This is a genomic window from Pseudomonas sp. Colony2 (assembly GCF_019382755.1).
In the GTDB taxonomy this organism is placed as follows: Bacteria; Pseudomonadota; Gammaproteobacteria; order Pseudomonadales; family Pseudomonadaceae; genus Aquipseudomonas.
Genome location: NZ_CP080030.1, coordinates 4,982,572 through 5,001,816 on the forward strand (window position 1 = coordinate 4,982,572; position 19,245 = coordinate 5,001,816).

At 62.8% G+C, this 19,245-nt stretch carries 14 protein-coding genes and 1 pseudogene; all 15 read left to right on the plus strand.

All coding sequences use genetic code 11. The features are described 5' to 3' along the window. Positions 1–119 precede the first annotated feature (119 nt). Complete coding sequence (locus JV201_RS19770; RefSeq protein WP_102369583.1) at positions 120–635, plus strand: sigma-70 family RNA polymerase sigma factor; 516 nt, start codon at positions 120–122, stop codon at positions 633–635. Then, a complete protein-coding gene (locus JV201_RS19775) occupies positions 622–1,581 on the plus strand; it encodes a FecR domain-containing protein (protein ID WP_219405957.1) in 960 nt (319 codons plus the stop codon). Before JV201_RS19770 ends, JV201_RS19775 begins: the two co-directional genes overlap by 14 nt. A gap of 105 nt (positions 1,582–1,686) precedes the next feature. Then, positions 1,687–4,173 (plus strand): TonB-dependent receptor, encoded by a 2,487-nt coding sequence (locus tag JV201_RS19780; protein ID WP_219405958.1) that lies wholly within the window; start codon positions 1,687–1,689, stop codon positions 4,171–4,173. Between the two features lie 444 nt (positions 4,174–4,617). Further along, positions 4,618–6,057, plus strand: a pseudogene (locus tag JV201_RS19785) (undecaprenyl-phosphate glucose phosphotransferase). Next, positions 6,057–7,517 (plus strand): mannose-1-phosphate guanylyltransferase/mannose-6-phosphate isomerase, encoded by a 1,461-nt coding sequence (locus tag JV201_RS19790; RefSeq protein ID WP_003208208.1) that lies wholly within the window; start codon positions 6,057–6,059, stop codon positions 7,515–7,517. The pseudogene JV201_RS19785 and the gene JV201_RS19790 overlap by 1 nt, the downstream one beginning before the upstream one ends. Continuing rightward, complete coding sequence (locus JV201_RS19795) at positions 7,517–8,428, plus strand: glycosyltransferase family 2 protein (protein WP_003208209.1); 912 nt, start codon at positions 7,517–7,519, stop codon at positions 8,426–8,428. Before JV201_RS19790 ends, JV201_RS19795 begins: the two co-directional genes overlap by 1 nt. 29 nt (positions 8,429–8,457) lie before the next feature. Continuing rightward, positions 8,458–9,222 carry a polysaccharide biosynthesis/export family protein gene (locus tag JV201_RS19800; RefSeq protein ID WP_003208211.1) on the plus strand — a complete coding sequence of 255 codons (765 nt, stop codon included), beginning with the start codon at positions 8,458–8,460 and terminating at the stop codon, positions 9,220–9,222. A gap of 14 nt (positions 9,223–9,236) precedes the next feature. Further along, positions 9,237–11,228 (plus strand): exopolysaccharide transport family protein, encoded by a 1,992-nt coding sequence (locus JV201_RS19805; protein WP_003208213.1) that lies wholly within the window; start codon positions 9,237–9,239, stop codon positions 11,226–11,228. Beyond that, the gene (locus JV201_RS19810) at positions 11,228–12,418 is read left to right on the plus strand and encodes a glycosyltransferase (protein WP_003208215.1); all 1,191 of its coding nucleotides are present in this window, start codon (positions 11,228–11,230) and stop codon (positions 12,416–12,418) included. The genes JV201_RS19805 and JV201_RS19810 overlap by 1 nt, the downstream gene beginning before the upstream one ends. After that, positions 12,408–13,736, plus strand: a complete 1,329-nt coding sequence (locus JV201_RS19815) for a cellulase family glycosylhydrolase (protein ID WP_003208216.1) — start codon at positions 12,408–12,410, stop codon at positions 13,734–13,736. The genes JV201_RS19810 and JV201_RS19815 overlap by 11 nt, the downstream gene beginning before the upstream one ends. An 8-nt stretch (positions 13,737–13,744) precedes the next feature. Then, the gene (locus JV201_RS19820; protein ID WP_177009197.1) at positions 13,745–14,962 is read left to right on the plus strand and encodes a glycosyltransferase family 4 protein; all 1,218 of its coding nucleotides are present in this window, start codon (positions 13,745–13,747) and stop codon (positions 14,960–14,962) included. After that, positions 14,953–16,056 carry a glycosyltransferase family 1 protein gene (locus JV201_RS19825; protein WP_008434566.1) on the plus strand — a complete coding sequence of 368 codons (1,104 nt, stop codon included), beginning with the start codon at positions 14,953–14,955 and terminating at the stop codon, positions 16,054–16,056. Before JV201_RS19820 ends, JV201_RS19825 begins: the two co-directional genes overlap by 10 nt. Positions 16,057–16,058: 2 nt before the next feature. Beyond that, positions 16,059–17,486 carry an O-antigen ligase gene (locus JV201_RS19830; protein ID WP_043225192.1) on the plus strand — a complete coding sequence of 476 codons (1,428 nt, stop codon included), beginning with the start codon at positions 16,059–16,061 and terminating at the stop codon, positions 17,484–17,486. A gap of 2 nt (positions 17,487–17,488) precedes the next feature. Further along, positions 17,489–18,904: a murein biosynthesis integral membrane protein MurJ gene (gene murJ, locus JV201_RS19835; protein ID WP_219405959.1), complete on the plus strand. Its 1,416-nt coding sequence runs from the start codon at positions 17,489–17,491 to the stop codon at positions 18,902–18,904. 15 nt (positions 18,905–18,919) lie between these two features. Then, on the plus strand, positions 18,920–19,245 hold a 326-nt coding region (locus JV201_RS29850), incomplete at its 3' end, for an acyltransferase family protein (RefSeq protein WP_374707351.1).

Consider the following 19,245-nt stretch of genomic DNA (forward strand, 5'->3'; position numbering starts at 1 on the left):
GTCAAGCCTGTGTGGGTTTGTGCATCCGGCCAAATCCACACGGCAACGATTGCCCAATCCTCTGGCCAACGCATAGAATGCGAACCGTTATCAATTAAGACGCCCGCGCCAGGATGCCCATGTCGAGCGACCACCCACTGGATCATGCCGCCATCGGCCAGCTCTACCATGCCCATCATTCCTGGCTGCGCGGCTGGTTGAGCCGGCGTACGGGCTGCCGTGAGCACGCCGCCGACCTGGCGCAGGAAACCTTCGTGCGCCTGCTCAATGCGCGCAAGCAGCAAGCCTTGCTGCAACCCCGGGCCTACCTGAGCAGCATCGCCCGCAGCCTGATGATCGACCAGTATCGCCGCCGCGAACTGGAGCGTGCCTATCTGGAGAGTCTCGCGCATTTCCCGCAAGTCGAGGTGCCGTCGGAAGAAACCCGCCTGCTGATCCTCGACAGCCTGGAGCGCATCGACCGCCTGCTGGACCAACTCAAGCCACGGGTGCGCGAAGCGTTTTTGCTGGCGCAACTGGACGGCCTGACCTGCCAACAGATCGCCCTGCGCCTGGGGGTGTCCAAGGCCACCGTGGAGCGCGACCTGGCCAAGGCACTGCATGCCTGTTATCGGTTGCGTTATGCCGAAGGCTAATCCGCCATTGGTGGACCAGGCGATCCAGTGGATGATCAAGCTGCGGTTCAATATTGCCGATGACGCCACCACGGCCGCCTTCGAACGCTGGCTTGAAACCAGTGGCGATCACCAGCAGGCCTGGCAACGGGTCTCGTCGATGAGTGACGAGTTTGCGCAGTTGCCGGCACAGGTCGGCCGCCATGCCTTGCAAGGTGCCCGCCAACGCATCAGCCGCCGTGAAGGGTTGAAGTTGCTCGGGCTGTTCGCCGGTGCCGCAGGGCTGACTTGGTTCGGCCGCGACTACACGCCATTGCCCGGCCTGCTGGCCGATTACCGCACCGCCACCGGAGAGCGGCGTTGGGTCGCCCTCGACGATGGCAGCCGTATCCAGCTCAACAGTGCCAGCGCCATCGACACAGTCTTCAACACCGAAAGGCGTCTGGTGCAGTTGCGCCAGGGTGAAATCCTGATCGACATGGGCGCCGACGGTAGCGCGCCACGGCCCTTCTGGGCGCAAACCCGCGACGGTTATCTGCGCGCCTTGGGCACCCGGTTCATGGTGCGCGAGGAGCCCCACGGCACCTTGCTCGCCGTGCAAAAAGGCAGCGTCGCGGTATTCGCCGACAGCCATCAGGCCAGCGCACGTGGGGTGATACAGCCCGGCGAGCAGATGCTGTTTGATCGAAACGGGTTGCGTCCACCCGCCACCACGGGCCTGGATCCCTGGGCCTGGAGCGACGGTGTGATCAGCGCTCACAACATGCGTCTGGACGATTTCCTCGCGGAGCTGAGCCGTTACCGCACTGGGCTGGTGCGCTGCAGCGAAGCGGTCGCCGGCCTGCGTGTGTCCGGGACTTACCAGTTGGACGATACCGATCAGGTCCTGACCCTGGTGGCACAGGCACTGTCGGTGAACATCACCTATCGCAGCCGTTATTGGGTGACCGTCGCAGCTCGTGCATGACCTTCCGAAAATAAATGAGGTGAATTCTCATCTTCGCTCGACCTGTAAGGAAAGGCCGATCAACAGGCCGATTCTGTCCACTTCCTTCAGGAGCATTCCGCGGTCATGCAAGCGTTCCCCTCCAAGCGTTCTCCCCTCAAGCATGCGGTGCACGCCGCCCTGCTCGGTGCCTGCCTGAACGGCAGCGCCCTGCCCCTGGCGGTCATGGCGCAAACGCCTGCCAGCGACACCCAGGCCCGTGACTGGAACATCGCACCCGGCCCATTGGCCACGGTGCTCGACCAGTTTGCGCGCCAGGCGAGTATCAGCCTGTCCTATGACGCCACCAGCGTCGCCGGCAAGACCAGCCCCGGCCTCAACGGCGCGCTGGACAGCCAACAGGCCTTGAGCCAATTGATCCAGGGCCAGGGCTTGCAAGCCCAACGCCAGAGCAACAACACCTGGCTGCTGTTGCCGCAAGTCGCGGACACCGGCGCGCTGAACCTGGGTGCCACCACCGTGACCGGCGAACACCTCGGCGTCACCACTGACGGCAGCGGTTCCTACACCACTGGCGCCGTGACCATCGGCAAGGGCGCCCACAGCCTGCGGGAAACACCGCAATCGGTCAGCGTCATGACCCGCAAGCTGATCGACGACCAGAACATCACCACCATCGATCAATTACTGGAACACACCCCGGGTATCACCACCTACGACTCACCTATGGGTGGCAAGTATTTCTATTCCCGTGGTTTCAAGATGCTCGGCCAATACCAGTTCGACGGTGTGCCGTTGGACATCGGCAAAGACTACGTACAGGCCGACAGCTTCACCGCCAACATGGCGATCTATGACCGGGTGGAAGTGCTCAAGGGCGCGGCCGGCATGCTCAAGGGCGCCGGCACCGCCAGTGGTGCGGTGAACTTCGTGCGCAAGCGGCCACAAGACAAACCCACCACCAGCCTGTCGCTGTCTGCCGGCACCTGGGACAACTACCGCGCCGACGTCGATACCGGCGGCCCGCTCAATGACAGCGGCACCGTACGCGGGCGCGCCGTGGTCAGCCAACAGAATCGTGGCTCGTACATGGACGTCTCCAAGCGCCAGGACCAAGCTGTCTACCTCGCACTGGATGTTGACCTCTCGCCTGACACCACCCTGGGCATCGGTGCCAGCTACGAAGATGTCGATGCAACGCCCTGCTGGGGCGGCGTGCCGCGCTACAGCGACGGCAAGAGCATCGGCCTGAGCCGTTCCACCTGCCTGGGCCAGGCCTGGAACGACTGGCAGAGCCAACGCACTACGCTGTTTGCCGACCTCACCCACCACTTCAACGACGACTGGCAACTCAAGGTCACGGCGGTGAACAGCCGCAACCTGCAAGACATCAAATACGCCGCCAGCCAAGGCACCGTGAAGTACGGTGATCCGGCGCCAACCGCCGAGATGTACGCCGCGCTGTTTGACTACGACCACCGGGATTTCGGACTGGATGCCTACCTGGACGGTAAGTTCGAAGCGTTCGGTTTGCAGCATGAACTCATCATCGGCGCCAATGGCAGCCGTGGCACCCAGGACGATGTCTACGCGATCCGGAGCCTGCCCGACCGGCAAAGTATCTTCCTGCCCAACCACCACTTCCCGCAGCCCGCCAACGATACCTTCTGGCCCAACATGTACCGGGGCGGCACCGTCAAGGAAACCGCCACCCAGTACGGTACCTACGCCACTTTGCGCCTGAGGCTGGCCGAGCCATTGATGGTGGTGCTCGGCAGTCGCGTCAGTTGGTTCGAAAACCGCCGCCAGTCGAATAACCTCGCCTGGGGCGAATGGGCCCTGCAGGATGCACGCACCAAGGAAACCGGTGAAGTCACGCCGTTCGCCGCGGTGATCTATGACCTCGACGACAACCTTTCGGTGTACGCCAGCTACGCCGATATTTTCCAGCCACAAAGCTCCAACGCCACGGTGACCGGGGCTGCCCTCAAGCCCAAAATCGGCGAAAACTACGAGCTGGGCATCAAGGGCGAATGGTTTGAGGGGCGCCTCAACAGCTCGCTGGCATTGTTCCGCGCTATCGAGAAAAACGCCGCCGAAACCGACTACACCACCCAATGCGGTACCTCGGCAGACGGCTATTGCTACACCGACACTGGCAAGGTTCGCGCACAAGGTGTCGAAGCCGAGTTGAGTGGCGAGTTGCTGGAACGCTTGCAAGTGGCGGGCGGCTACACCTACACCCAGACCAAGAATCTCAACAACATCAACAGCGCCGCAATTGGCGCGGTCGCAAACAGCTACGTGCCGCGACACATGCTGCGCTTGTGGGGCGATTATCAGTTGGACGGCACACTGTCGAAATGGAGCGTCGGCACCGGCGTCAACGCCCAGAGCATCAACTACCGAATTCAAGGCATCAAACTGGAACAAGCCGGTTATGCGGTATGGAATGCGCGGTTGGCGTACCGGGTTGATGACACATGGACGGTGGCGCTGAACGGTAACAATCTCTTCGACAAAAATTACTATCAGACGGTGGGAACGGCCGACTGGGGTAATTTCTACGGCGAACCGCGCAACTTCACTGTCAGTTTGAAAGGCAATTTTTAAGGTTAGTACCGCCTCAATGTGGTGACGGACTCACGTCCTCACCACTCGTCGCTTGTCCCCGAAAAACCCCGCATCCGACCTCCGTCAAAAAAAGGTTTTCCTCAGCCGCAGGAAATTTCCTAAATTTGTTCCTACACTCCAAAACGCCAGCATTTTGTTCCGGGAAAACCCGGAAATCCGACCAAGACAGTCAACAAACTGTCACTCGGAAGAGCACCCGACGTGTCTAGACCGAAGGTCTTATAAAAAAGTCAAAACCTTGACGAGCGACGAAAAGGGAACCATCATTTAGCCATTACCCCGCAAATTCCCTGCAGATAGATAGGTAATTGCGTATTACCCAGCGAAGTAACCGTTCGTCTGGCGCCACTTATAAAGCAAGCCCTGCCTTTATGGATGAGCAGCCGAACAAGGAAGCCCTGGTGTGCAATGAGGGATGTTTTTATGCGCGAGAAGTCGTCAGTCGACAGCCTGTTTTTGACCCGGGCCGGTTTCATTGAGTTCTTTGTTGTTTTCGTAAAATTGATGCACGGCCTCACCGCCGTTTTTCCAGCACTGATCCTGCTGTTTTATCCAGACCCGATGGCCCCCGAACTGCGCGCGCACTTTCTCGGCTTGCTGCTGTTTTTCGCGATCCTGACGATCATTCTGTTCCAGGCCATGGGGGTTTACTCCGAGGAGCTGTTCAGCAATCGCCTGCGGTTTCGCACCATGCTGGTGGCCTGGTCTTCGGCGTTTTGCATCCTGCTGTTCATGTACCAGATTCTGTTGATGTTCCCGCAGTTGAGCCCGCGCAACCTGGCGTTCTGGTTTATCACCAGCCTGGCGTTGTTCGGGCTGGAGCGGATGGTGATGCTGCGCCTGTTCCGCAACCTGATGGCCAACGGCAAATACCTGCAACGCACGGTGATCCTCGGCTTCACCGACACCGCCGTGCACGTGGCCGACCACCTGCAACGCAACGGCGATATCCGTTCCGGACTGATCGGTTTTATCGACGACCGCACCGAGCGCATCCCCAAGGAACTGAGCAACCTGCCGCTGCTGGGCAACACGCGCGACCTGGAAAAGCTGATCCGCTCCGAGCAGGTCAACCAGGTGATGATCACCCTGCCCTGGGCCGCCGAACAGCGGATCAACGGGCTGGTGAAGCGCCTGCGGCAGATGTCGGTCAACGTCATGCTGGTGCCTGACATGGCCGCCCTGCGTTATGGCCACAGCCGCATCACCGATGTGGGCGGCATCCTGATGTTCAACACCTCCCATGTGCCGCTGCGGGGCTGGTCGCCGTTTATCAAGCGCTGTGAAGACCTGATCCTGGCAACCTTGGGCCTGGTGGCACTGTCGCCGATCATGCTGATCACGGCGATTGCCATCAAGCTCGACTCCAAGGGCCCGGTGCTGTTTCGCCAGAACCGGTTTGGCTACAACGACAACGTGATCCGGGTGTTCAAGTTCCGCTCGATGTAAGCCGAGATGAGCGACTTCAACGCCGACCGCCAGACCACCCGCGGCGACCCGCGCATCACCCGCGTGGGCCGGATCATTCGCAAGACCAGCATCGATGAGCTGCCGCAGCTGTTCAACGTGCTGCTGGGCAACATGTCGATGGTCGGCCCGCGGCCCCATGCCACCGCGACCAAGGCCGCCGGCGTGCCCTACGAAGTTGCCGTGAGCGAGTACAGCTCGCGCCACCGGGTAAAACCGGGCATCACTGGCTGGGCGCAAATCAACGGCTATCGTGGTGAAACCGACACCCTGTTCAAGATCCAGAAACGCGTTGAGTACGACCTGGAGTACATCTCGAAGTGGTCGGTGTGGTTCGACTTGTACATCGTTTTCATGACGGTCCCGGCCGTCCTTTCGACCAAGGAAGTCTATTGATGAACACCCTCAACGGCTTGATTCCCTGCATCATTTCCGGTGGTTCGGGCACCCGGCTGTGGCCGGTGTCGCGGCAAAACATGCCCAAGCCTTTCATGCGCATGCGTGATGACCAGAGCCTGCTGCAGAAGACGTTCCTGCGGGCCAGTCACCTGCCGGGTGTGGAAAGCGTGCTGACGGTGACCAACCGCGACCTGCTGTTTCGCACCCTCGATGACTACCGCGTGGTCAACAAGGCCCATCTGGCCCTTGACCTGTTGCTGGAGCCGTTCGGGCGCAACACCGCCGCCGCCATCGCCGTGGCCGCCCTGCATGTACAGGAAAACTTCGGCAGCGAGGCGCAGTTGCTGATCCTGCCCGCCGACCATCTGATTCTTGATGAAAGCGCCTTCGCCGATGCCGTCACCCAGGCCCGCGAACTGGCGGAGGCCGGCTACCTGGTGACGTTCGGCATCCAGCCCGACCACCCGGAAACCGGCTTCGGCTATATCGAACAAGGCGAGGCGCTGGGCCAGGGGTTCCGGGTCAAGCGCTTCGTCGAGAAGCCCGACCTGGCCACCGCCCAGGGCTATCTGGACGGCGGCAAGCACCTGTGGAATGCCGGGATGTTCTGCTTCAAGGCCGGTACATTGCTGGAGGAACTGGCGCTGCACGCCCCCGCCGTGCTGGACGCCGCCAAGGCCGCCCTCGAGCACGGCCACAGCCTGAACAACAACAGTTGCCGTCAGCGCGAGCTGAACGCTGAAGGTTTCGGCGCGGCGCCCGACATCTCGATCGACGTGGCGCTGATGGAAAAATCCGCGCAAGTGGCGGTGGTGCCCTGCGACATCGGCTGGAGTGATATCGGTTCCTGGGACGCGGTGCGCCAACTCACCCCCAGCGACGCCAACGGCAACCAGGTCAATGGCCAGGCGATCCTGCATGACGTGCACAACTGCTACATCGACTCGCCCAAGCGCGTGTTGGGCGCAGTGGGCGTGCGCGACCTGATCGTCGTCGACACCCCGGATGCGATCCTGATTGCCGACGCCAAGCGCAGCCAGGACGTGCGCTACATCGTCGCCGAGCTCAAGCGCCAGGACCATCCGGCATTCAGCCTGCACCGCACCGTCACCCGGCCGTGGGGCACCTACACCGTGCTGGAAGAAAGCAGCCGCTTCAAGATCAAGCGCATCGTGGTCAAGCCCCAGGCCTCCTTGTCCCTGCAAATGCACCATCACCGCAGCGAGCACTGGGTGGTAGTCAGCGGCGCGGCGATGATTACCAACGGCGACCGTGAATTCCTGATCAACGCCAACGAGTCCACCTACATTCCGGCCGGGCACAAGCACCGCCTGACCAACCCCGGCATCATCGACCTGGTGATGATCGAGGTGCAGAGCGGCGAGTACCTGGGCGAAGACGACATTGTGCGTTTTGACGACATCTACGGCCGGGCTCCGGCCGAAGTGAAGAAGTGATGCGTACCGCCCTGATCATCCCGACCCGCAACGCTTCCAGCCACCTCGACCGGCTGCTGCCGGCGCTGCGCATGCAAACCCTGCAACCGGACGAAACCCTGGTGGTCGACAGCGCTTCCAGCGATGACACCGTGGCGCGTTTTCGCGAGTTCGGCGTACGGGTCGAAGTGATCGATGCCAAGGACTTCAACCATGGCGGCACCCGCCGCTGGGCCAGCGAGCAAGTCGACGGCGACGCGCTGATCGTGATGACCCAGGACGCGATCCCCGCCGAACCCGAGACGTTCGCCAACCTGGTGGGCGAACTGGAACTGGACCCGCTCAACGGCGTCGCTTACGGCCGCCAGTTGCCGCACCCGGATGCCGGCGTGCTGGGCGCCCAGTCACGCCACTTCAATTACCCGCCGCAAAGCCGCAGCAAAAGCCTGGCTGATGCGCCGGAGCTGGGGATCAAGACCTGCTTCAGCTCGGATTCGTTTTCGGTGTACCGGCGCAGCGCCCTGCAAGCCGTCGGTGGCTTCCCCGCGGATGTGATCGGCAGCGAGGACGCCTACGTCGCCGCCCGCATGCTGCTGGAAGGCTACAAGGTGCGCTACGCCGCCACCGCCCTGGTCTATCACTCCCACGATTACCGTCTCATGGATGAGTTTCACCGCTACTTCGACATTGGCGTTTTCTACGGCCGCGAGCCGTGGATCCGCCAGGCTTTTGGCGATGCCGGCGGTGAAGGTAAACGCTATGTACTGGCCGAGCTTCGAGCGTTACGCGAAGCCGGTGCATTGCACCGCGTACCCGAAGTACTGGTGCGCAGCGCGTTCAAATTGCTCGGCTACCGGCTGGGCCATCTGGAGCGCCAGCTCCCCCTCGCCCTCAAGCGGCGCATCAGCATGTTCCCCGGTTATTGGAGGTGAGCATCATGACCTACAGGAAGACCCCTTTGATGAAACGAACCTTGCTCGTCCTGGCCATGATGGCATTGGCCGCCTGCAATACGCCCGCGCGGATCGTCGCGCCCGATGGCAAGACGGTGGACGAGGGCAAGCAGGCCCTCGATCGCATGGCCCAACTGCCACCGGCGGTGGAGCGGATCCGCATCGGCGACCAGTTGCGGATTGTCCGCGATGCCGGGGAAATGCCAACCCTGTCGGCGTTCAACGTCAGCACGATTTACGAGCTGACGCTGTACACCGTGCAGAACGACGGCAAGATCAACTATCCCTTCCTGGGGCCGATCCAGGTGGCGCGGCGCACGCCGGCGGAAGTCGCCGCCGAGCTGAGCCAGAAACTCGCACCGGTGTATCGCGAGCCTCGGGTGACGGTGAACATCAACCAGGCGCCGGGCAACACGGTGATCGTCGGCGGCGCGGTATTAAACCCGTCGGCTATCTCCATCGCCACGGCCCCGACCATGGAGCAGGCGATTCTCGGTGCCGGCGGCGTGAGCTCGGTGGGCAACGCGAGCATGGTCGCCCTGCTGCGTGAAGATGGCCAAGGCGTCTACCACGCCTACTTCCTCGATTTCAGCCAGTACCTGAAGAACGGCGCACTGGGCCGCAAGCCCGTGGCGCTGCAACGCGGTGACGTGGTGTTTGTACCCAAGTCCAACGTCGGCGAACGGATCCAAGGCGTGGACACTTACCTGAACCAGCTGATTCCCTTCACCAAATCCATTGGTGTGGGCTACAGCTACACCACGAACCACTAAAGGAGCGACATCCCATGATCGAGATCCGTTCTTTTCGTGATCTTCTGCGTCTGTTCTTCATCTTCAAGCACGAGTTCAAACTGGCGGCGATTGCCGCGCTGGTGATCATTTTGCTGGGGGCGTTCCTGCTGCCGGCCAAGTATGAATCCACCGCGCGATTGCTGGTAAAACCAGGGCGTGACTCGACGATGCCGATCGAGGTCGACAACCGTCAGCCAATCGTCATGCCGAGCACCCAGCGCGACCCGATTGTCGACGAAGAGCGCCTGCTGACCGGCCGCCCTATCGTGCGTGCAGTGGCCGAGCATTACCTCGACGTGATGGACAAGATGCAGCCGCCGGAAGGCGTGTGGAAGCGCACCAAGTGGTACGTCAAGAAAGGCATCAGTGCCGTATTTGACGGTGTGCGAGTGGTGCTGGAAACCGTTGGCATCGTCGAAGAAACCACCCCGGTGGAACGCCTGGCGAAAAGCCTGGAGAAAAACTTCGAAGTGACCCACGCCATCGGCTCTACGGTGATGGACATCAGCTTCCGCTGGGATGACCCGCAAATCGCCCAGGCGGTGGTCAAGGATTGGGTCGAGACCTACATCGACGAGCGCACCCAGGCGTTGGGCCGCAAGAGCCTGTATGCGTTCTATGAAGGCCAGGTGTCTTCCAGCGCTGCGCAGATCAAGAGCTACAAGGAGCAGATCCTCGCGCACTTGAACGACATCGGCGCCTCGAGCATCACCGATCGCCTGGAAGACTTGTCCGAGCGGATCAACGTGCTGCGTGGCGAGGTGTTCAACTCCACTCGGCTGATCGCTTCCTCCGACGTGGCGTTGCAGAGCACCCGTGACCAACTCAAGGGCCAGCCCAAAGAGGTGACCACGGTTCGCCAGATCGCGTTGAACCCGCAGCAACAAGACTTGCGTCGCCTGCTGAACCAGAAGCTCCTGGAAAAAGCCGACATGATGCGTACCTATACGGATAACGCGCCGCCGGTCAAAGCCCTGGACGCTTCGATCCGTGCCATGCAGGCCCAGGTCGCCGGTGAAAGCGACACGGTGCAAAGCTCCGAGAACCGCGCGCCGAACACCCTGGAAATCCACCTGCAACGGGTACTGCTGGATGAGACCAGCCGCAACCAGTCGCTGCGTACACAGTTGGTGCAACAGCAGAAACAACTGACTGAACTGGAAGCCCAGCGCAAGGACGCCCTGGCCATCGAGCCGGAACTGGCGCGCCTGGCCCGTGAGTTGAACGGCACCGAGAAAAACTACGCGCTGTATGTCGACAGCCTGGAAAAATCGCGGATCGACCGTGAACTGGACAAGAGCCAGATCAGTAACATCGCGGTGATCGAAGAAGCTACCCTGAACCCTGGGCGCGTCTTCCCGAAAACCCTGCTGATGCTGTTGCTGGCGATCCCGTTCTCCATCGTGGTCGGCTTGCTGGTGATCTACCTGTGCTACCTGCTGGATCAACGGATCCACGACGGCGGCCTGGTGGAAGGCAAATTCGGCCTGCCGCTGTGGACCACGCTGCCGGAGTTGGACACCAGCACCGCGCAAAGCACCAACGCCTTCAACGCGAGCATCTATCGCCTGTATGGGTTGCTGCCGCTGGAGCGTATTGCCGAACAGGGCCTGACCCTGGGGCTGACCTCGGCACGGCACGGTGAAGGCGTGAGCTTTATCGTCGAGCAGTTGCGCCAGTTGCTGGAAGAGAACGGCGTGCGGGTGCGGATCGGCGGGGTTGAGCCGGCGATTCCGGGCCAGGTGGTACTGCTGGATGCTTCGGCGCTGCTGGACAATCGTGATGCGTTCATCAACCTGCGCCGTGCCGACCTGATTGCGCTGGTAGTGGAAGCGCAAAAAAGCACGGTACCGGTGGTGGAACACGCACTGTCGATCCTCACCACGGCGTTCGGCAAGGTCGATGGCATTATCATCAACCGCCGCAAGTTCGAGGTACCGGTCAAGGTGCTGAAAACCATTGCCAAATACCGGGGTTCGTTCTGATGCGCATCGCCCTGCTCGCTCCCCTGCCGCCGGAAAAGAACGGGATCGCCGACTACGCGAACCACTTCAAGACGGCACTGGAGCAACTGGGCGTCGAGGTGGCTACGCCCTTGACGGGCGTGGTCGGCAGCACGGCGGCGATCAAGCAAGCCATTGCCGGTTTCGACTGGCAGGGTGTTGACCTGGTCCACGCCGAGCTGGGCGGTGGGCGGCTGGGGGAGTTCCTGGCCCTGCGCGAATTGCGCAAGGCCTACCCCGCCCTGCCGTTGACCGCCACGGTGCATGACCCGGAACGCATGGTCTGGCGGCGCGAGCAATTGCCCTTTCCGCTGAACCTGCTGGAATCCTTGCCCAGCCCATTGCCCCAGGCGGCAGTGGTGCTGGCCGATCCCTTGACCCTGCGCGAAGAACGTCACGTCGCCCAGGGCCTGACCCGGCTGGTGACCCTCACCCGCCTGGGCGCCGACTGCCTGACGGCGCGCATGCAATTGCCCGCCGGCAAGGTGGCGGTGATCAACCACGCCAACCTGGATATCCCGCCGGTGGCCTTGCCGCCGCTGGACACGCTGCACCTGTTGTATTTCGGTTTTATCTACCGTGGCAAAGGCATCGAAGACCTGTTGCAGGCCCTGGCCGCCGCCTTCGAAAAAGCCCCCGAATTGCGTGACCGTGTGCGCCTGACCCTGGCCGGTGGCACTGCCGCCGAAATGGCGTTTGGCACAGGCGGCAATTACCTGGAGCAGTTGAACAGCCAGATTGCCGAACTCGGCCTGGCAGGCTCCATCGACTGGCGGCTGAATTTGCCGGCCAGCGAGATCCCGCAGACGATCCAGGCGCACCATGTGATGGTGCTGCCGTATCGCGAATCGAAAAAGCTCGGCCTGCTGGGCCGCCAGCGCGGCACCAGCGGCGCATTGTCCTGGGCTGCCGCCTGCGGGCGCGGCGCGATCACCTCCGATGCCAGGGCGTTTGCCGAGGAAGTCGCCAGCGGCAATGGCGCCATCTATCCACAAGGCGATGTAGCCGCCTTGAGCGAACAACTGCTGCGGCTCGCACGCAACCCGCACATGGCCACGGACTGGGCCGCACGCGCCGCCGCCATAGGCCGTGAACGGTTGTGGCCAGTGACCGCGCAGAAGTTCGCGAGCCTGTTTGAGCAAACCGTTGCAGGAGGCAACCATGGCGCGTAAACGGACTTACCTCGCTACCCTCGCAGTCGTCGCTGCGCTGGGTTTGACCGCCTTTCTCTGGGGCCGCCCGGCCGATGCCGAGAGCCATGTGCTCAAGGGCAGCAAAGAGGTCGTGTGGAAGGACTTCCTGGGGGTGAACGCGCAGTTCCTGTGGTTCAGCCCCGAGCGTTATCAGAAGCAGATCGACCGCCTCAAGGCCCTGGGCCTGGAGTGGGTGCGCCTGGACCTGCACTGGGACCAGCTGGAAACCGCCGAGAACCAGTACAACGTCGCGACCCTCGACGAACTGGTGAACAAGCTGCAGCAGAACCAGATCAAGTCGGTGTTCTACCTGGTGGGCTCGGCGAAGTTCGCCACCACCGCGCCCGCCTCCTCGCCGTACCAGGACCAGTTCCCGCCCAAGGACCCGAATATCTTCGCCAACCGCATGGCATTGCTGGAACAGCGTTACCCCAGCGTAGATGCGTGGCAGGTGTGGAACGAACCGAACCTGCTGGGGTTCTGGCGCCCCGCCGCCGACCCGGCCGGCTATGCGAACCTGTTGCAAGTCACCGCCGCCGCGTTGCGGGTGGTGAACCCGAACAAACCGGTGGTGGCCGCCGGCATGGCATTCTTCAGCGAAATGCCCAACGGCCAGAACATGCTCGACGGGCTGCTGCAACTGGGCGTGCCGAGCCTGAATACCGTCATGTCCTATCACCCCTACACCCAATTGCCCGAAGGCAACACGCCGTCGAACCTCGACTTTGTCGAAAAAACCAGCGCCCTCAACCAGAAACTGCGGGCGGCCGGGGTGAATACCCTGTGGAGCACCGAGTGGGGCTGGTCGACCTACAAAGGCCCGAAAGAGGTGCAGGACTTCATCACCACCCAGGGCCAGGCCGACTACATCGTGCGCCGCGTCGCGCTGATGAGCGCGCTGGATTTCGACAAGATCTTCCTGTTCACCCTGAGCGACCTGGACCAGCGCGCCAGCGTGCGCGACCAGAGTTATGGCTTGCTCGACATCGACGCCAACCCCAAGCCGTCGTACACCGCGCTGCAGAATTTCCTGCAGGTGAGCGGGCCCAAATTGACCCCCGGCGACCCACCCACCGCCGATCAGTTGCCCGATGGCCTGTTCAGCATCGGCTGGTCCCGTGCCGACGGGCGCAAGGTGTGGTTCTTCTGGTCGGCCCGTGGCGGCAGCGCGCACTTGCCGGGCATGACCACCGCCACCTTGTATGACCCGTTGCGCGGCACCGAAACACCGTTGAGTGGCACCAATGGACTGGACGTACCGGTCAAGCCGAACCTGCAAATTCTGTTATGGGATTGAAGCCACCCATGCGCATCCTCTGGATCCTGCCCTACTCGCCTTGGCCCGCTACCAGCGGCGGCAAGACGCGCCAGTTTCATTTGCTGCGCAGCCTGGCTGCGCGCGGGCATCGGATCACCTTGCTGCTGCATGACAAACATGCGGTATCGCTGACGGATCGCCACGTGCTGGAAGCCTTTCTGGAACAGGTGATCATCCTCCCCCGGCGCCCGCTGCGCAGCCTGAAGACCCTGCTGGCCGGGCTGTTTGCGCCGTACCCGTTGCTGGCCAGTGTGAATGGCCTGTCGGGTGAACTGCAGGACACCTTCGAGCGCTTGCTGACCGAGCATTGGGACGTGGTGCAGATCGAACATACCTACACCTTCCAGCCTTACGAAGCTGCATTGGCCCGTCGCTCCCAGCCGTTTGTGCTGACCGAGCACAATGTCGAATCGTCCCTCGGCGCCGCGACTTACGATCGCCTGCCCGGCTGGGCGTTGCCGTTCATACGCTACGATCAATGGCGCTACGGCCGCTGGGAACACCGGGTGATGCGCCAGGCCGCGCAAGTGGTCGCCGTGACCGACGCCGACGCCCAGACCCTGGCGCAGATTGCCGGCAAGCCGGTACCGGTGGTGGTCAACGGGGTGGATTGCGCGCACTTCGCTGCTGCCCGACCCGACCCGACGACCCGCCGCGTGCTGTTTCTGGGCAACTACGAATACGCGCCCAACGTCGATGCCATCGAGTGGGCACTGGATGAGATCCTGCCGAAAGTGTGGGCCCGCTGCCCCGACGCACGCATGAGCGTCTGCGGTTTCGGCATGCCGGAAAGCTGGCGCGAACGCTGGAAGGACGGACGCATCGAATGGCAGGGTTTTGTCCCCAACCTGCTGGCCCTGCAATCGAGTTGCTCGGTGTTTCTGGCGCCGTTGCGCCATGGCGGCGGCTCCAAGCTCAAGGTGCTTGAAGCCCTGGCCGCCGGCCTGCCGCTGGCGAGTACCGACCAGGGGGTGTCCGGCCTGGACCTGGTGGAAGGCCTGGATTACCTCGGCGGCCAGACCGCTGAAAGCCTGGCCGACGCCGTGGTGCGCCTGCTGCAACAGCCTGAAGTCGCTGCTCCCATGGGCGAAGCCGGTCGCGCCTATGTGCGCCGTGCCCATGACTGGAGCGTCGCCGCCAGCCAGCTGGAGCAGGTGTACGCGCAACTGTCGCCCCAGAGCCAAAAGGAGCCGGCATGCGCATAGGCCTCGATTACCGCACCGTCGGCACCTCGCCGCAATCAGGCATCAGTCGCCAGGTGTACGCCCTGGAAGATGCCCTGCGCACCCTGCCCGGCATCGAGCTCGAACGCTTCAGTGTCGCGCCGCTGGGGGATGAGCTGCGCCTGAACGTGCATTGCCCGGACTGGGGCTGCGCCAAGACCGCCATGCACCAGCCGCACCAGCGCCTGCGTTTCGAGGCGGGCTACCTGCCCAAGGCGCTGCGCAATGAGCATATCGATGTGTACATCAGCACCTTCAATATGGGCCTGCCGCTGCCGCCCAAACCCCAGGGCCTGCGCACCGTGGTGCTGCTGCATGACCTGTTTCAGATCACCCTGGACAACTATCACGCCAACCGCCTGAAGGCGCTGATCTACAAGGCCAGTGATCGGCTGTCGATCACCTATGCGGTGCACACGGCAGACCGGGTGTGGACGCCTTCGCAGTACAGTGCCGACGAAACCGCGCGGCTGTTTCCCAAGGCGGCAGGCAAGATTCGCGTGTTGCCCAACCAGGTGGTGGGTTTTGTCGGACTGCCGGCGGACCTCTCGGCCCGGCAACTGCCCGAGCGCTACTGGCTGCTGGTGGGTACCCGGGAATTGCGCAAGAACGTGCCGTTCCTGGTGGACGCCTGGCAGCAAGCGCGCAGCCAGTCGCCGAGCGTGCCGGAACTGGTGCTGGTGGGCAGCCTGGAGCATTTGCCCGAAGCACAACGCAACTACCCGGGGATACGCGCCTTGAGCGGCGTATCCGACGCTGAATTGCACGGGCTCTACCGCAAGGCCTTGCGCCTGTGGCAGCCTTCCTACGCGGAAGGCTTTGGCTTGCCGGTGATCGAAGCCCTGAGCGTCGGCACTCCGGTGGCGGTGGCCAGCGGTACCTCGCTGGACGAAATCACCCCGCCGCTGGCACCGCGGTTTTCACCCACGGACGGCGCGGCGCTGGTGCAATTGATGCTGCACCTGGCCGACCAACCCGTCGAACAACCACCTGAACAGTTACGCAGCTGGGCCGAACGCTTCAACCACCAGGCCTACCGTCGGCGCCTGGCCGAACTGATCGAGGAATTGAATTGAGAATCTCACTGGGTAGCCTCGTCGCCATCGTCTTCGGCCTGCTGTTTGGTGGGTTGATCCTGTTTCTTTCCCCGGTCAAGGCCGTGCTGGCAGTGATCGGCCTGGCCGCTGCCGTGACGATTCTGCGGTTCCCGTTCTGGGGACTGCTGCTGTTCGCCCTGGTGGCGACGTTCATGCCCTACTCCACCCTCAACCTGGGGATTCGCAGTACGGTCAGTGAGGCGCTGATCGCCCTGACCTGGGCGGCGGTGATCTGGCACGGTTTCCTCTCGCGCCTGCCGGCCGCCCCACCGCTGTCGCGGCGCCCTACCGACCGCATGTTGATGTGGCTGATGATCTTCACAGTGGTGCCGTTTATCGTCGGCCAGGTCAGCATCACCGCCGAGGCCAGCGGCGTGGCGAACTGGTTGCGTTGGCTGCTGAACCTGTCGGTGCTGTTCCTCGCCGCCAAGCTGCTGGTTGAACAGAAGAACCGCGAAGCCCTGGTGATCGCCTTGTTGCTGGGCACACTGGCGATGCTGGTGATGTCCATCGGTGTATTTATCCGCTCGCGCTCGGCCTCGGGCATGTTGCCGATCCTGACCCTGATGAACTACGGCAGCCTCGACACCCTGTCCCTGGGCCTGGGTGCCATGGCCTCGCGGATGGGTTCGCCATGGATGCACCCGAATGCCACCGGCGGGATCATGGCGCTGCTGCTGCCATTGGCGTTCTGCTACGGCATCACCAACACCGGCTGGAAACGCGGTCTCGGCCTGGGCGTTGCCTGCCTGGGTGCGGCGGCCCTGCTGTTGGCCAGCAGCCGGGGGGCGATGGTCAGCCTGGCGCTGGTGCTGATCTGGATGGCGTCGCGGCGGGTGCCGTACACCGGGCGTTTGCTGATGATCGGCGTGGCGTTGGCCGTGGCGCTGGTGCTGTCGTACCCACCGTTGCAGGAACGTCTGGCGACAATCTTTTCGGCGCAGAACGCGAGTACCGAAGTGCGCTTTGACGAATACCGCATGTTCCCCCAGGCCGTGGCCAGTTACCCGCTGGGCATTGGCTTCAAGGTTGACCCTCCAGTGCCGGGTACGCACCTGCTGGGGATTTCCAACCTGTGGCTGAATTTCGTCTACAAGACCGGGGTGATCAGCATGCTGCTGTTTATCGCAGTGACCTGGCGCTGGTGGCGCGAGTCCCGTCCGGAAATCGGCCCGATCCGCCTGACCAAGGACAATGCGATCTGGCTGGGCAGCACGGCGGGGATTCTGTCGGCGCTGGTCAGCGGCTTTTTCGACCACTACTTCAGCTTCGCCCTGGTGATGATTGCGCTGTTCTGGCTGATGGTGGGGATCAACGTGCTGGAGGCGCGGCGGCTGTTTCCGGCGCGTCTGCCAAAGGTCAAGACTGTGGCGCATCGCAAGCCTGTGTTCAATAGCGTCGGGCCCTAGGCATGCTCGGATCGGCGTTCTGGTTGACCCTGGCAACCTTGCTGGGGTTGTGCCTCGGGTTTGCCCGTGAGTGGTTGCTGGTGGCGGCGTGGGGTGCGGGCGAGCGCAGCGATGCGTTCCTGATCGCGCTGTTCTTGCCCGAAGCGTTACGCATGTCCCTGGCCGGCGGTGTGCTGAGTGCCGCCGCCCTGCCGCTGTACCTGCAACGCAAGGACGGCGAGCGCCTGGACTGGGTGGCGGTGTTGTTCCCGGCGCTGTTGCTGATCGCCCTGGTGACCAGCCTGCTGCTGACGTTGCTGGCGCCATGGCTGGTGCAGCTGCTCGGCCCGGGGCTGGCGGCGACGGCCACCAGCCTCGCCAGCAGCAACTTGCAGATTCTCGCCTGGAGTGTGCCGGGGCTGATGCTGCATGCGCTGTTCAGTATTCCGCTGCAGGCCAGCGAGCGCTTTGTGGTCGCGGGGCTCGGTTCGTTGCTGTTCAACCTGCCGCCGGTGACCTACCTCGCCCTCGCCGGTACCGCCACGCAACCGCACTCGCTGGCGTTGGCCTGCCTCACCGGCAGCCTGCTGATGCCCCTGGCGCTGTTGCCGTCGATGCTGCGCCTGGGCTGGCGGCCGTGGCGGCTGCGGGCTTCGACATTGGAATTGCGCGAGCTGGGCGCTCGCATAGGCCCGCTGCTTTTAAGCAACGGTGCCAGCCAGGGTTTGGCGCTGATTGAACGGCTGGTGGCGTCCTTGCTGGGTGAAGGTGCGGTGACCTGGGTCAACCTGGCCCGCAAGCTGATGAACTTGCCGTTGATTGCCCTGATGAGCCTCAACCAGGTGCTGCTGGGCATGATGAGCCGGCGCCAGGGCGACGAGCGCCTGGCCCTGCTCAAGCGTGGCCTGGAAACCGCCAGCCTGCTGACCTTGCCCGCAGGCGTCGGCCTGGTGGCGGCGGCGCCGAGCCTGGTGGCGTTGCTGCTGCCGAAGCAGTCGGTGGATTCGCCGTTGCCGCTGTTGCTGGCCTGGTTTGCCGTGCCGCTGGTGTTCGGCGCCTGGAACGCCCTGCTGGCGCGTTATGCCTATGCCGCCGGCGACACCCGCCAGCCGCTGCGTTGCGAGTTGCTGGGGAGCCTGGTGAACGTGCTGCTGCTGGCTGCGCTGCCGTTTGTGTTTGGCCTGGCGGGCATTCCGCTGGCCGCCCTCGCCGGGGTGTTGTGCACCGCGTTGCTGTTGATGCAGCGCCAGGACTTGCTCGGCGCCCTGCCCTGGAAGCGGCACTGGGTGTTGAGTGCATTGATGATGGGCCTGGCGGCGTTGGTGTTGTTCAGGATCCAAGGTATCTGGCTTCAGCTGGGGTTGAGCACCCTGGCGGGGGCCGTGGTGTTGCTGGGCATGGGCCTGTGGCTCAAGCCGTGGCGCAAGGCAGATTTATAGAGTGGGAGCAGTCAGGTGAAAAAACGCTGGATTCAAATGGATATTGCCAAGGGCATTGGCATCCTGATCATCGTGTTCGGGCACAGCTGGTTCGTGGAGCATTCCCTGGACTTGCTGTACCCGCTGCTGGCGGTATTTATCCTGCCGTTGTTCTTCTTTCTCTCCGGGGTGTTCTTCAAGCCTGAACAACCCTTTGTCGAGATGGCGGTGCGCAAGGCCGATGCACTGCTCAAGCCGTTCTTCTTCACCATGCTGGTGTACATCCTGATCCGCGACCTGCTGCGCGGCCAGGCACTGCTGCCGGACATCGGCGGCGTGCTGTATGCCTCGGTGGACACCCT

Coding starts and splice junctions, on each gene's coding strand:
- JV201_RS19770 (WP_102369583.1), top strand. CDS start 120: ATGTCGAGCGACCACCCACTGGATCATGCCGCCATCGGCCAGCTCTAC.
- JV201_RS19775 (WP_219405957.1), top strand. CDS start 622: ATGCCGAAGGCTAATCCGCCATTGGTGGACCAGGCGATCCAGTGGATG.
- JV201_RS19780 (WP_219405958.1), top strand. CDS start 1,687: ATGCAAGCGTTCCCCTCCAAGCGTTCTCCCCTCAAGCATGCGGTGCAC.
- JV201_RS19790 (WP_003208208.1), top strand. CDS start 6,057: ATGAACACCCTCAACGGCTTGATTCCCTGCATCATTTCCGGTGGTTCG.
- JV201_RS19795 (WP_003208209.1), top strand. CDS start 7,517: ATGCGTACCGCCCTGATCATCCCGACCCGCAACGCTTCCAGCCACCTC.
- JV201_RS19800 (WP_003208211.1), top strand. CDS start 8,458: ATGAAACGAACCTTGCTCGTCCTGGCCATGATGGCATTGGCCGCCTGC.
- JV201_RS19805 (WP_003208213.1), top strand. CDS start 9,237: ATGATCGAGATCCGTTCTTTTCGTGATCTTCTGCGTCTGTTCTTCATC.
- JV201_RS19810 (WP_003208215.1), top strand. CDS start 11,228: ATGCGCATCGCCCTGCTCGCTCCCCTGCCGCCGGAAAAGAACGGGATC.
- JV201_RS19815 (WP_003208216.1), top strand. CDS start 12,408: ATGGCGCGTAAACGGACTTACCTCGCTACCCTCGCAGTCGTCGCTGCG.
- JV201_RS19820 (WP_177009197.1), top strand. CDS start 13,745: ATGCGCATCCTCTGGATCCTGCCCTACTCGCCTTGGCCCGCTACCAGC.
- JV201_RS19825 (WP_008434566.1), top strand. CDS start 14,953: ATGCGCATAGGCCTCGATTACCGCACCGTCGGCACCTCGCCGCAATCA.
- murJ (WP_219405959.1), top strand. CDS start 17,489: ATGCTCGGATCGGCGTTCTGGTTGACCCTGGCAACCTTGCTGGGGTTG.